The organism is Leucobacter sp. HNU, assembly GCF_047946755.1.
GTDB lineage: Bacteria > Actinomycetota > Actinomycetes > Actinomycetales > Microbacteriaceae > Leucobacter.
Genome location: NZ_CP178837.1, coordinates 2,209,869 through 2,221,606, shown reverse-complemented (window position 1 = coordinate 2,221,606; position 11,738 = coordinate 2,209,869). Strand labels below are relative to the sequence as shown.

Below are 11,738 nucleotides of genomic sequence, written 5' to 3'. Positions count from 1 at the left end.
CGCGACCGGGGATTCGATCCGTGGTACAAAACTCGGTGTGGAGGGTTCCAACGAACCCTCCACACCGGTGTTTTGGGTTGGAGTTGATGTGGCGGCTACGCGACAAAAAGCAAAGAAGACAGAATCGGGTGCTCCAACACGTGTAGCTCCGAAACCGCTCGTACGAGGAATCGCCTGGGCGGCCGTGCTGCTCGCCGCGTGGCACATCTTCGCCTCGTTCCTGTGGATCGCTCCGCCATCGCCGCTCAGGCAGGTGGTCCCCGGCGATGCGCTGCGGAGCTACATGATCCCGTTCTTCGGTCAGTCCTGGAGCGTGTTCGCGCCGGAGCCGATCAACGGCGACTACCACTTCAACGTGCGCGCCGTCATCGTGAAGGACGGCCAGAAGGTGACGACGGGCTGGGTGAGCGCGACCGACGTCGAACTGTCGATGCTGCGCGACAACCTGTTCCCCCCGCGCGCCGGAATCCAGTCGAGCGAAGTGGCCTCCCGCTATAAGTCCGCGTTCGACGCGTTGACTCCGGCGGAGCGCAGCCTGGTGGGCGGGAGCTTCACCGCCGACCGCTGGGAGACCGGGCTCCAGGCCGGGCTGACCAAGCTTCCCAAGGGCTCGGAAGCGGGAGTCGTGACCGCCTACATGAAGGAGGAGCACCTCTCCGCCGCGTACGCGACGCAGGTCGCCCACGCGATCTGGGGCAAGGACGTCACCCAGGTGCAGTTCCGGGTCAGCCGCCAGAACGTCGTGCCCTTCGCGCAGCGGAACGATACGAACGCCCAGCGTCCCGCGCCGACGGTGATCCTGCCGGGATGGCGGGCCCCGATCTCGGAGCCGGGACAGAGCACGAAGGACTTCACCGACGTGTTCCACGCACAGTTTGAACGGATGGCGAAGTGAATCGGATCAAGCGCTTCGGCGTATTCCTCGGCAGCGTCATCGTCGCCGGTGCCCAAGCGGTGTTCGGCGCGATCGTGCGAGGGATCGCCTTCTTCGAGAACTGGCTCTTCGTCAGCAAGAAGTCGCTCTACGGACTCGCGGTCACCCGGATCCTGTTCGGTGTGACCGGTCTCGGGCTCCTGCTCACCAACTTCTCGACCCGGCTCTACACCTTCGGGCCCGGCTCCGCCTGGAACGGCGAGCTCGCACAGCCCGTGAGCGACTTCCCGAAGATCTGGCTCTTCAGCCTCTTCCACGCGGTCTCCGGGAACGCCGTGCTCTACACCCTCTGCTACGTCGCGCTCATGGCGGTCGCGGTGCTGTTCATCCTCGGGTGGCGGTTCCGGATCGTGCTGCCGGTCTTCTTCATCGGCTGGGTCAGCTTCATCGAGGCGAACGACATGGTCGGCGACCAGGGCGACAACATGTTCCGCATCGCGCTGATCCTGCTGTTCTTCGCGGACCCGGCGGCGCGCTGGTCGCTGGATGCGCGCCGGCGCGCGAAGCGTGAGTGGTTCCCCGAAGGGAGCAGCCCCCGGCAGATCGGGAACGTGCTGCACAATCTCGCGCTGATCGCGCTCACCGCGCAGGTCATGTTCGTGTACGCGTCCGGCGGTCTCTACAAGGCCAGCGGCAGCCCGTGGTCGGAGGGGTACGCGGTGTACAACCCGCTGCACACCATGCGCTTCGGCACCTGGCCCGTGCTGAGCGACCTGGTGACGACCTGGGGACCGATGGTCGCGGTCGCCTCCTGGGGATCGATCATCCTGCAGGTCGCGTTCCCGCTCGCACTGCTGTCCCGCCCCACGCGCATCATCGCGCTGTTCGGGATCCTCGGTTTCCACATCGCCATCGCGGTGCTCATGGGCCTGCCCTGGTTCTCGCTCACGATGATCGCGATCGACTCGATCTTCATCCGCGACCGGAGCTGGGAGAAGGTGAGCGAGGGCGTGAAGGCGCGCTGGCGATCCGCGATGGGGCGCGCGGCGAGTCCGCCGAAGCAGTCGCCCGTCGAAGCCGCGGCCTGACTCGCCGACGACGGCCCGTGCATCGCGCACGGGCCGTCGTCGTACGCGGGATCGATGTCGGTGGTCCCGGCTAGGCTCGCCGCATGGCGAAAACGAGCGGCGGCTACGCGTGCACCGAGTGCGGGTGGCGCGCACCCAAGTGGGTCGGGCGCTGCGGCGAGTGCCAGCAGTGGGGCACCGTGCAGGTCGTCGGTACGCCCGGCGCGACGCTGGCGCGCACCGTGCAGGCCTCGGCTCCCGCTTCGGGGCGCGAGGCCCGGCCCATCACCGAACTGGTCGGCGAGCCCGTGCGGCACCGTCCCACCGGCATCGGGGAACTCGACCGCGTGCTCGGCGGGGGCATCGTGCCGGGCGCCGCGGTGCTGTTCTCGGGCGAACCGGGCGTCGGCAAATCGACGCTCCTGCTCGACGCAGCAGCCCGCGCCGCCGAACGCGGTGGTCGGGTCCTCTATGCGAGCGGCGAGGAATCCACCGGGCAGATCCGCATGCGTGCCGAGCGCACGGGCGCCCTGCACGACACGCTCTACCTGGCCAGCGAGACGGATCTCGCGACGGTGCTCGGTCACATCGAGGCGGTGCAGCCCGAGCTCGTCATCGTCGATTCGGTGCAGACGCTCGCGAGCGATCGGGTTGACGGCGGCGCGGGCGGGCCGGCGCAGGTGCGCGAGGTCGCCGCGTCGCTGATCCGGGTGGCGAAGGAGCACGGCGTGCCCGTCATCCTCGTCGGGCACGTCACGAAGGACGGCAACGTCGCGGGCCCCCGGCTGCTCGAGCACCTCGTCGACGTCGTCTGCCACTTCGAGGGCGACCGCAGATCCGCCCTGCGCTTCCTCCGCACGCTCAAGAACCGCTTCGGACCGACCGACGAGGTCGGGTGCTTCGAAATGAGCGGCAGCGGCATCCAGGAGGTGCCGGATCCGAGCGGGCTCTTCCTCAGCCGCAGCACCGAGCCGGTCAGCGGCACCTGCGCCACGATCGCCCTCGAGGGGCGCCGCGCGATCCCCGTCGAAGTGCAGGCGCTCGTCGCGAGCACGACCGCGCCCAACCCGAGGCGCGTCACCAGCGGCGTCGACGGTGCACGCGTGGCCATGGTGCTCGCCGTGCTCGAGCGCCGAGCCCGGGTGAAACTGCACGACAAGGACGTCTACGTCTCCACGGTCGGCGGCGTCCGCCTCGCAGAACCTGCGGCCGACCTCGCGATCGCGCTGGCGGTGCTGTCGGCCGTCACCGACCAGCCGCTGGCGCACGAACTGGCCGCCGTCGGCGAGATCAGCCTGGCCGGCGAGGTCCGTCCGGTGGTCGGCGGCGAGCAGCGGCGCGCCGAGGCGCAGCGACTCGGATACCGCAGACTCGTCGATTCCGACAGCGGAACCCTCGCGCGGGCCAGAGCGCTCGCGCTCGGGGAGTAGAATCGGGGATCGTGAGCAACAACACGGTAGACGTCGTCCTCATCGGTGGCGGGATCATGAGCGCCACCCTCGGCACCATGATCTCCCAGGTCGAGCCCGACTGGAGCATCGAGCTGTTCGAGTCGCGCACCGAGGTGGCGACCGAGAGCACCAACGCATGGAACAACGCGGGCACCGGCCACGCGGCCCTGTGCGAGCTCAACTACATGCCCGAAGGCAAGGACGGCAGCCTGTCGGCTGCGAAGGCCATCGACATCAACGAGCAGTTCCAGCTGTCGCGCCAGTGGTGGTCCTCCCTGGTCAAGCAGGGCATCCTCGGCGAGCCCTCCAGCTTCATCAATGCGACCCCGCACATGACCTTCGTGCGCGGCGAGGCGAATGTCGACTACCTGCGTCGCCGCTACGAGCTCCTGAAGGAGGAGCCGCTGTTCTCCGACATGGAGTTCAGCGACGATCCCGAGCAGATCGCCGAGTGGACTCCGATGCTCGTCGAGCGCCGCAGCAAGGACGAGGTCTTCGCAGCGACCCGCTCGCTCAGCGGCACCGACGTCGACTTCGGCGCGGTCACCCGACAGCTCATGAGTCACCTCGAGGACCAGGGCGTCACCGTCAACCTCGGTCATGAGGTGAAGAAGCTTCGCCGTCGCGCCGACGGCACCTGGGACGTGTTCGTCCGCAACCGGGCCGGGTACGGCAAGCGCACCGTCAACGCGCGCTTCGTCTTCGTGGGGGCCGGCGGCGGCGCCCTGTCACTCCTGCAGTCCTCCAAGATCCCCGAGATCAAGGGCTTCGGCGGCTTCCCCATCAGCGGCAAGTTCCTCAAGTGCGACAACCCGGAGGTCGTGCGCGAGCACCGCGCCAAGGTCTACGGCAAGGCTGCGGTCGGTGCACCGCCCATGTCGGTCCCGCACCTCGATACCCGCATCGTCGACGGAAAGGAGAGCCTGCTCTTCGGCCCCTACGCCGGGTTCAGCCCCAACTTCCTCAAGAAGGGCTCCTGGTGGGACCTGCCGGGTTCCATCCGACTGCACAACCTGTGGCCCATGATCCGCGTCGGCCTCAGCGAGTTCTCGCTCGAGAAGTACCTCCTCACCGAGCTCATGGCGAGCCGCGAGAAGCAGCTCTCGACCCTTCGCGAGTACATGCCCTCCGCCAAGCGCGGCGACTGGGAGATGATCACCGCCGGTCAGCGCGTCCAGGTCATGAAGAAGGACCCGAAGAAGGGCGGCGTGCTGCAGTTCGGCACCGAGGTCATCACCGGTGCCGACGGCACCATCGCCGGCCTCCTCGGCGCTTCGCCCGGTGCGTCGACCGCCGTGCACGCCATGCTCGGTGTGCTGCAGAAGTGCTTCCCCGAGCAGTTCGAAGCGCGCTGGCGCGACGAGTTCCTCGCGCAGATCCCGGCCTACGGTACGGGCGTCAACCACGATCCCGCCCTCGCCGCGCAGACGCTGGCCGAGACGGGCGCCGTGCTGGGGCTGCTGCCGAAGCAGGTCGAGGCGGCAGGGGCCGAGTAGCCCTCAGATGCTCGAAGGGGCGGGATCCGACAGGATCCCGCCCCTTCGGCGTTTCGCGAGCAAGCGCGCGAGCCGGATGACGCGCCACCGCCCCGCCGGAGTCGCGGGGCTACTCCGCGAGCAGCTGCTCCAGGTAGGCCGCGGTGTCCTCCCAGCCGGTGACCGCGTGGCAGCGCACGCCCATCGCCTTGACGGGGTAGTCGTTGCCGTCGGGGTCGAGACGGTCGCCGACGAAGAGCATCCGGTCGAGGGGGATCCCCGTCTGCTCGGTGAGCTTGCGCATGCCGTAGGCCTTGTCGATGCCGCGCCGGGTGATGTCGACGGAGGTGGATCCGCCGCTGCGCACCTCGAGATCGGGCAGGCGCTCGGCGACGGCGGCGCGCAGCGCGTTCTTCTTCGTGCCGTCCGGGTCCCAGGCGTGCTTCGCGGCGACCGGGGCCCGCTGGCCGAGGGCCGAGAAGGTCACCTGCGAGCCGCGATCCTCGAGGATCTCGCCCCAGGGCTCCGCCTCCCAGAGGCCGAGGCGCTCGGCCTCCTCGCGGAGCGCCGCGAAGGCCGCATCGCGCTGCGCTGCGGTGAGTTCTTCGCGGTAGACGGTCTGCCAGGCGCCGCCGGTGCGGCGTTCGTAGCGGGTACCGCAGGTGGGGAGCAGGTGCAGGCGTTCGAGCGCGTCCTCCGCGGCGTCGCCGAGCTGCGAGACGAGCTGGTTCTCGAACTGCTCGAAGTTGCCGCCCGAGATGACCGCGACCGAGGTGCGATCCAGCAGCCGCTCGAACACGGCGAGCATGCGGGGCTCGAGGGGCGACTTCGACGGTGCGAGCGTGTCGTCGAGGTCGAAGGCGATCAGGTCGGGCAGCGGTTGGGCGAGCATTCCTCCAGTCTCCCATGCGCCACACGCCCGAACGCCCCGATTTCCCTTTGCGCCCCGGATCGCGCTAAGCTGTTCCCTGCGCCTCGGCGCAATCGGGATGTGGCGCAGCTTGGTAGCGCACGTCGTTCGGGACGACGGGGTCGCAGGTTCAAATCCTGTCATCCCGACTGAGAAGCCCCGGAGCTTCCGCAGATTTCTGCGGCTGCTCCGGGGCTTTCTGAGTTCTCGGGGCGGGTGTTCCCGAGAATGCGGACCCTCTGCGGACACGGCACGGAGGTGATGCGGCCGGTTCCGGCGTCGCCGGCACCACGGGACGCCTCAGCGACGAGAGGACGGCGAGTCGCCCGTCGATCGGGCGTTCTCCCGTCGATCGGGCGTTCTCCCGTCGAACGGGCGTTCACTCGCCGAGTCGTCGCCTGGATGGCGCATCCGCATCCGTCACGCCCGATCCAGCGCCCCAACTCGTCCCGGCCCGACCGCGCGCCGGGGGACAGCGCCGCCGTCAGCGGGTCGAGAGGAAGCCGCGCAGCAGCGCGGCGGAGCCTTCGATGTGCTCCAGCATGGCCTCGGCGGCCGACTGCGGGCGCCCGGCGAGGATCGCCGAGACGATCGCCTCGTGCTGCGCGTCGGAGTGCGAGAGATTCGGGCGCAGCATCGGGATCTCATCGAGCAGCGCGTTCACGCGCGTACGGAGGTTCGCGACGAGCGGGACGAGGCTGGGGGAGCCCGAGAGTTCCGCGATGAGGAGGTGCAGACGCGAGTCGAGCCGGCGATGGTTCGCGTCGTCGGAGGCGCGGCATTCCTCGAGCGCTCGGGCCAGCGCGGCGCGTTCGTCTGCGCTCAGATCGCGGGCCGCGGCCTCGCGCGCGGCCCCGACCTCGAGCACGCGCCGCAGCACGGTCGTGTCCTCCACCTCCGCTGCGCCGAGCTCGGCCCGGACGGGGCGCACCCGCGATTCGTCGGGGAGCGCGTCGACGACGAAGGTGCCGCCGTAGCGGCCCCGGCGCGAGACGACGAGACCGGACTCGGCGAGGGTGGCGAGCGCCTCGCGCACCGTATCCCGGCTGACCTTGAGCATCGCCGCGAGATCGCGTTCGGCGGGCAGCCGTTCGCCGGGGCCGATCATGCCGAGGCGGATCGACTGCAGGAGCCGTTGCACGGTCTCCTCGTAGGCGTTGGTGGGGCGCTCGGCTCGGATCAGGAGCTCGACGCCGTCTGCTGCGGGATGCATCGATCCTCCTCCTGCCGAGCGGTCCCTTGGGAGTGTACGCCGGAGCCGGGACGACGACGCGCACGTCGGCCCGGCCCCGGGGAGGACGCTCAGAGCGGGGTCGTGTAGGCGCTGGTCAGGCCGCCGTCGACGAGGAACGTCGAGGCGGTGATGAACGAGGCGTCGTCGCTCGCGAGGAACGCGACCGAGGCCGCGAGCTCCTCCGGACGGGCGAAGCGACCGACGGGGATGTGCACGAGGCGGCGGGCCGCACGCTCCGGATCCTTCGCGAACAGCTCCTGCAGCAGCGGGGTGTTCACCGGTCCGGGGCAGAGCGCGTTCACGCGGATGCCCTGGCGGGCGAACTGCACGCCGAGCTCGCGGGTCATGGCGAGCACGCCGCCCTTCGACGCCGTGTACGAGATCTGGGAGGTCGCGGAGCCCATGACGGCGACGAACGACGCGGTGTTGATGATCGACCCCGATCCCTGTGCAGTCATGTGGCGGAGCGCCGCGCGCGAGCAGAGGTAGACGCTCTTGAGGTTCACGTCCTGCACCTTCTCCCACGCGGGGAGCTCGGTGATCTCGATCGAATCGTCGTCGTCGGGCGAGATGCCGGCGTTGTTGAACGCGATATCGACCGAGCCGTACTCGCGGGCCGCCGTGTCGAACAGATGGTTGACCTGCGCCTCGTCCGTCACGTTGACCTGTACGAACAGGCCGCCGACCTCGGCCGCGGCGGCCTCGCCGGCCGCCGGGTTCATGTCGCCGATGACGATCGTCGCTCCCTCGGCGCGCATGCGGCGGGCGGTGGCGAGACCGATGCCGCTCGCGCCGCCCGTGATGACGGCGACCTTGCCGGCGAGCCGCTGAGTCAGGTCGATCGGGGTGATGTCGTTCATGGTGCTTCCTTACGAATCGTCATTCTGCGCGGAGTCGCAGAATCTGGTGGTGGATCCTGCGACTCGCACGCTCGCGCAGGATGACGGGTGGGTGGGTTTCGACTCGCTTCGCTCGCTCAACCGGCGGTCGGAACTATTCGGTGGCGAAGAAGACGTTCTTCGTCTCGGTGAAGTGCTCGGCGGCGTCGGGGCCGAGCTCGCGGCCGAGTCCCGACTGCTTGAAGCCGCCGAAGGGGGTCGAGTAGCGCACCGAGGAGTGGGAGTTGACCGAGAGGTTGCCGCCCTCGACGGCCCGAGCCGCGCGGATTCCGCGGGCGAGGTCCCTCGTCCAGATGGAACCGCTGAGCCCGAACTCGGTGTCGTTGGCCAGCTGGATCGCATCGGCCTCGTCCTCGAACGGCAGCACGGCGACCACGGGCCCGAAGATCTCCTCGGTCGCGACGCGGGACCCGCGCTCGGGGGTGACGACGGTGGGCGCGAACCAGGAACCGGGGCCCTCGGGGCAGGATCCCCGGAAGGCGACGGGGGCGTCCTCGTCGAGGAACACGGCCACGCTCTCCTTGTGGGCCTGCGTCACGAGCGGGCCGACCTCGGTGGCCTCGTCGGTCGGGTCGCCGACCTTGACGCCCTGCACCGCCGTCTCGAAGCGCTCCATGAATCGGTCGTACACGCTGCGCTGCACCAGCAGGCGGCTGCGGGCGCAGCAGTCCTGGCCGGCGTTGTCGAACACCGAATAGGGCGCGGTCGCGGCGGCGCGCTCGATGTCGGCGTCCTCGAAGACGATGTTGGCGCTCTTGCCGCCGAGTTCGAGCGTGACGCGCTTCACCTGCTCGGCCGCCCCCGCCATGATCCGCTTGCCCACCGCGGTCGAACCGGTGAACACGAGCTTGCGCACGTCGGGGTGGGAGACGAACCGCTCACCGACGACGGACCCGCGACCCGCGAGCACCTGGAACAGCCCCTCGGGCAGCCCGGATTCGAGGGCGAGTTCGCCAAGGCGCAGGCTGGTGAGCGGCGTCCATTCGGCGGGCTTCAGCACGACCGCGTTGCCGGCCGCCAGCGCCGGAGCGAAGCCCCACGCGGCGATGGTCATGGGGAAGTTCCACGGCGTGATCACGCCGACGACGCCGATGGGCTCGTGGAACGTGACGTCCATGCCTCCCGCGACCGGGATCTGCTTGCCGATGAGTCGTTCGGGGGCGGCCGAATAATACTCGAGCACGTCGCGGACGTGCCCGGCCTCCCAGCGGGACTGCCCGATGGGGTGCCCGGAGTTCGCGGTCTCGAGCTGTGCCAGGCGCTCGAGATCCGTGTCGACGGCGTCGGCGAAGCGGCGCAGCGCTTTCGCGCGGTCGGCGGGCGCGACCTTCGCCCAGTCGCGCTGCGCACGCACTGCCGCGGAGATGGCGGCATCGGTCTCGGGAACGTCGAGGTGGGCGACCTCGGTGACGGCTTCGCCGGTGGCGGGGTTGATGACGGTGTAGCTCATGGCTGCTCCTTCGCGGGGGCTGCGGTGGACGATGCGCGGGCCGCTCGGTGATCCCGTGCGGCGCGGACGAGGCCTTCGAAGATCCGGCGATCCTCCGGGTTCTCCTCCGGGTGCCACTGCACGGCGACGCCGAAGGGGACGGAATCGAGCTCGATCGACTCGATGACGCCGTCCGCGGTGCGACTGGTGACGGTGAGGCCGTCGCCGACCTCGTCGATCGCCTGGTGGTGGTACAGGTGCGCGCGTGCGCGCAGGTCCTCGCCGAGCAGGCCGGCGAGGCGGGTTCCCGCGTCCACCTCGACCTCGATCGGGTTGAAGACGCCGTCGCCGAGCTGGTAGCGGTCGTCGCCGACCGCGTCGGGGAGGTGCTGGATCAGGGTGCCGCCGCGCTCGACGTTGAGCACCTGCGCGCCGCGGCAGATGCCGAGGAACGGGAGCTCGGCCTCGATGGCGGCGTCGAGCAGCGCCGCCTCGAAGCCGTCGCGGTCGGCGCGGGGCGCGCCGGTGCGTTCGTGGGGCTCCTGCGCGTAGCGGGCGGGATCGACGTCGGCGCCTCCCGAGAGGATCAGCCCGTCCAGCGAGGCGATGATGCCGCGGGCGACCGCGGGATCCACCGGCTGCGGGGGAGCACGATCGCGATGCCGCCGACGTCCGTCACGGCGTCGAGGTAGACCTTCGGGAGGAACGAGGCGCGAACGTCCCAGACGCCCGTCTGCGCCTGCTCCAGGTAGCTGGTGATGCCGATCAGCGGCAGCTCGGCGTCGGTCGCGCTCGCCGCCGGGGATTCAGAGACGTTCAAAACCGCGCACCCGCTCCCAGTCCGTGACCGCCGCGTTGAACGCGGCGACCTCGACGCGTGCCGCGTGCACGTAGTGCTCGACGACCTCGTCGCCGAACACCCGGCGGGCCAGCGCGGATCCCTCGAAGAGATCGGCCGCTTCGGCGAGCGTGCTCGGTACCCGCGCGATGTCGCTCGCGTAGGCGTTGCCGGCGAGCGGCTCGCCGAGCTCCAGCTCCTGCTCGATCCCCTCGAGGCCGGAGGCGAGCATGCCGGCGACCGCGAGGTACTGGTTCACGTCGCCGCCCGGGACGCGGTTCTCGACGCGCATGCCCATGCCGCGACCGACGACGCGCAGCGCGCAGGTCCGGTTGTCGTGGCCCCACGCGACGGCGGTGGGGGCGAAGCTGCCCTCGGCGAAGCGCTTGTAGGAGTTGATGTTCGGGGCGTAGAGCAGGGTGAACTCCCGCAGCGCGGCGAGCTGGCCCGCGAGGTAGTGGCGGAACAGCTTCGACATGCCGTCGGGGGCGGAATCGTCGACGAACAGCGGTTCGCCGGACTCCGAGCGGAGGCTCGTGTGCACGTGGCAGCTGTTGCCCTCGCGCTCGTTGAACTTCGCCATGAAGGTGATGCTCTTGCCGTGCGCCTCGGCGATCTCCTTCGCGCCGCTCTTGTAGATCGAGTGGTTGTCGCACGTGGGGATCGCATGGGTGTAGCGGAACGCGATCTCCTGCTGGCCGAGGTTGCACTCGCCCTTCACGCCCTCGCAGTACATGCCCGCTCCGTCCATGGACGTGCGGATATCGCGCAGGAGCGGTTCGAGCCGGGTCGATCCCTGGAGCGCGTAGTCGGTGTTGTAGTCGCTCGCCGGCGTGAGATCGCTGTATCGCTGGCCCCAGGCGGTCCGGTAGTCGGTGTCGAAGACGATGAACTCGAGCTCGGTGCCGACGAAGGGCTCGAATCCGTGAGCCGCGAGGCGTTCGACCTGGCGGCGCAGGATCTGCCGCGGTGCGACCTCGATGGGAGCGTGATCGTTCGCGGTCGTGAGGTCTGCGGTGACCATCGCGGTGCCGGGCAGCCACGGCATGCGGCGCAGCGTCGACAGGTCGGGGATCATCGCCATGTCGCCGTAGCCGTGCTCCCAGCTGGTGAGCGCGTAGCCGTCGACGGTGTTGAGCTCGACATCGACCGCGAGGAGGTAGTTGCAGCACTCGGCACCGTGCTCCATGACGTCCTCGAGGAAGAGGCGCGCCGAGACGCGTTTGCCGACGAGGCGACCCTGCATGTCGGTGAAGCCGATGATGACGGTGTCGATCTCGCCGGAGCTCACGGCTCCGTGCAGTTCCTCGGGTGTCAGGTTTCCGCTCGGGGGGATCATGGTTCTCCTTCTGCTCGCCGTCGAGAGTCGGGGGTGCGTTGCCATCCGAGAACCGCGATCCGGAGGTCGCGATCCTGAATGGTCGGAACACCGACCATTACACCACGACGGTGCGCGATCCGTATCGAATTCGCTCCGAAGAAGTGCGCGAAAAAGGTTGTGGCAAAGTACCAATAGGCGGTTTATAGTCATCATGACGCGCCGCAAAGATGCAGCTTCTGG

11 protein-coding genes and 1 tRNA gene are annotated in these 11,738 nt (G+C 69.4%); 5 read left to right on the top strand and 7 right to left on the bottom strand.

Annotated features, from left to right (window positions below):
* The first annotated feature begins 184 nt into the window (after nt 1–184).
* The 4 genes from AB3K78_RS10945 to AB3K78_RS10930 all read left to right on the top strand — a co-directional run bounded on the left by AB3K78_RS10945 (nt 185) and on the right by AB3K78_RS10930 (nt 4,888).
* The gene (locus AB3K78_RS10945; RefSeq protein WP_416443160.1) at nt 185–895 is read left to right on the top strand and encodes a DUF5819 family protein; all 711 of its coding nucleotides are present in this window, start codon (nt 185–187) and stop codon (nt 893–895) included.
* Nucleotides 892–1,962 (top strand): HTTM domain-containing protein, encoded by a 1,071-nt coding sequence (locus tag AB3K78_RS10940; RefSeq protein ID WP_416443158.1) that lies wholly within the window; start codon nt 892–894, stop codon nt 1,960–1,962. Before AB3K78_RS10945 ends, AB3K78_RS10940 begins: the two co-directional genes overlap by 4 nt.
* An 83-nt stretch (nt 1,963–2,045) precedes the next feature.
* On the top strand, nt 2,046–3,371 hold the full coding sequence (radA, locus tag AB3K78_RS10935; protein ID WP_416443156.1) for a DNA repair protein RadA: 1,326 nt from the start codon (nt 2,046–2,048) through the stop codon (nt 3,369–3,371).
* 11 nt (nt 3,372–3,382) lie between these two features.
* On the top strand, nt 3,383–4,888 hold the full coding sequence (locus AB3K78_RS10930) for a malate:quinone oxidoreductase (RefSeq protein WP_416443154.1): 1,506 nt from the start codon (nt 3,383–3,385) through the stop codon (nt 4,886–4,888).
* Nucleotides 4,889–4,997: 109 nt separating this feature from the next.
* On the opposite strand, the gene AB3K78_RS10925 is transcribed toward AB3K78_RS10930, so the two are convergent.
* The gene (locus AB3K78_RS10925; RefSeq protein ID WP_416443150.1) at nt 4,998–5,759 is read right to left on the bottom strand and encodes an HAD-IIB family hydrolase; all 762 of its coding nucleotides are present in this window, start codon (nt 5,757–5,759) and stop codon (nt 4,998–5,000) included.
* A gap of 93 nt (nt 5,760–5,852) precedes the next feature.
* On the opposite strand from AB3K78_RS10925, the gene AB3K78_RS10920 reads away from it, so the two are divergent.
* Nucleotides 5,853–5,926 (top strand) — tRNA-Pro (locus AB3K78_RS10920).
* A gap of 335 nt (nt 5,927–6,261) precedes the next feature.
* Here AB3K78_RS10920 and AB3K78_RS10915 read toward each other — a convergent pair.
* The 6 genes from AB3K78_RS10915 to AB3K78_RS10890 all read right to left on the bottom strand — a co-directional run bounded on the left by AB3K78_RS10915 (nt 6,262) and on the right by AB3K78_RS10890 (nt 11,516).
* Nucleotides 6,262–6,990 (bottom strand): FadR/GntR family transcriptional regulator, encoded by a 729-nt coding sequence (locus tag AB3K78_RS10915; protein ID WP_416443148.1) that lies wholly within the window; start codon nt 6,988–6,990, stop codon nt 6,262–6,264.
* Between the two features lie 89 nt (nt 6,991–7,079).
* Nucleotides 7,080–7,871 (bottom strand): 3-oxoacyl-ACP reductase, encoded by a 792-nt coding sequence (locus tag AB3K78_RS10910; RefSeq protein ID WP_416443146.1) that lies wholly within the window; start codon nt 7,869–7,871, stop codon nt 7,080–7,082.
* 133 nt (nt 7,872–8,004) lie between these two features.
* Nucleotides 8,005–9,360: an aldehyde dehydrogenase family protein gene (locus AB3K78_RS10905; RefSeq protein ID WP_416443144.1), complete on the bottom strand. Its 1,356-nt coding sequence runs from the start codon at nt 9,358–9,360 to the stop codon at nt 8,005–8,007.
* Nucleotides 9,357–9,974, bottom strand: coding sequence for a gamma-glutamyl-gamma-aminobutyrate hydrolase family protein (locus AB3K78_RS10900; RefSeq protein ID WP_416443142.1), 618 nt, complete (start codon nt 9,972–9,974; stop codon nt 9,357–9,359). Before AB3K78_RS10900 ends, AB3K78_RS10905 begins: the two co-directional genes overlap by 4 nt.
* The gene (locus AB3K78_RS10895) at nt 9,926–10,159 is read right to left on the bottom strand and encodes a gamma-glutamyl-gamma-aminobutyrate hydrolase family protein (RefSeq protein ID WP_416443140.1); all 234 of its coding nucleotides are present in this window, start codon (nt 10,157–10,159) and stop codon (nt 9,926–9,928) included. The genes AB3K78_RS10900 and AB3K78_RS10895 overlap by 49 nt, the downstream gene beginning before the upstream one ends.
* Nucleotides 10,146–11,516, bottom strand: a complete 1,371-nt coding sequence (locus tag AB3K78_RS10890; RefSeq protein ID WP_416443138.1) for a glutamine synthetase family protein — start codon at nt 11,514–11,516, stop codon at nt 10,146–10,148. The genes AB3K78_RS10895 and AB3K78_RS10890 overlap by 14 nt, the downstream gene beginning before the upstream one ends.
* Between the last annotated feature and the right edge of the window lie 222 nt (nt 11,517–11,738).

Coding starts and splice junctions, on each gene's coding strand:
- AB3K78_RS10890 (WP_416443138.1), bottom strand. CDS start 11,516: ATGATCCCCCCGAGCGGAAACCTGACACCCGAGGAACTGCACGGAGCC.
- AB3K78_RS10910 (WP_416443146.1), bottom strand. CDS start 7,871: ATGAACGACATCACCCCGATCGACCTGACTCAGCGGCTCGCCGGCAAG.
- AB3K78_RS10925 (WP_416443150.1), bottom strand. CDS start 5,759: ATGCTCGCCCAACCGCTGCCCGACCTGATCGCCTTCGACCTCGACGAC.
- AB3K78_RS10905 (WP_416443144.1), bottom strand. CDS start 9,360: ATGAGCTACACCGTCATCAACCCCGCCACCGGCGAAGCCGTCACCGAG.
- radA (WP_416443156.1), top strand. CDS start 2,046: ATGGCGAAAACGAGCGGCGGCTACGCGTGCACCGAGTGCGGGTGGCGC.
- AB3K78_RS10915 (WP_416443148.1), bottom strand. CDS start 6,990: ATGCATCCCGCAGCAGACGGCGTCGAGCTCCTGATCCGAGCCGAGCGC.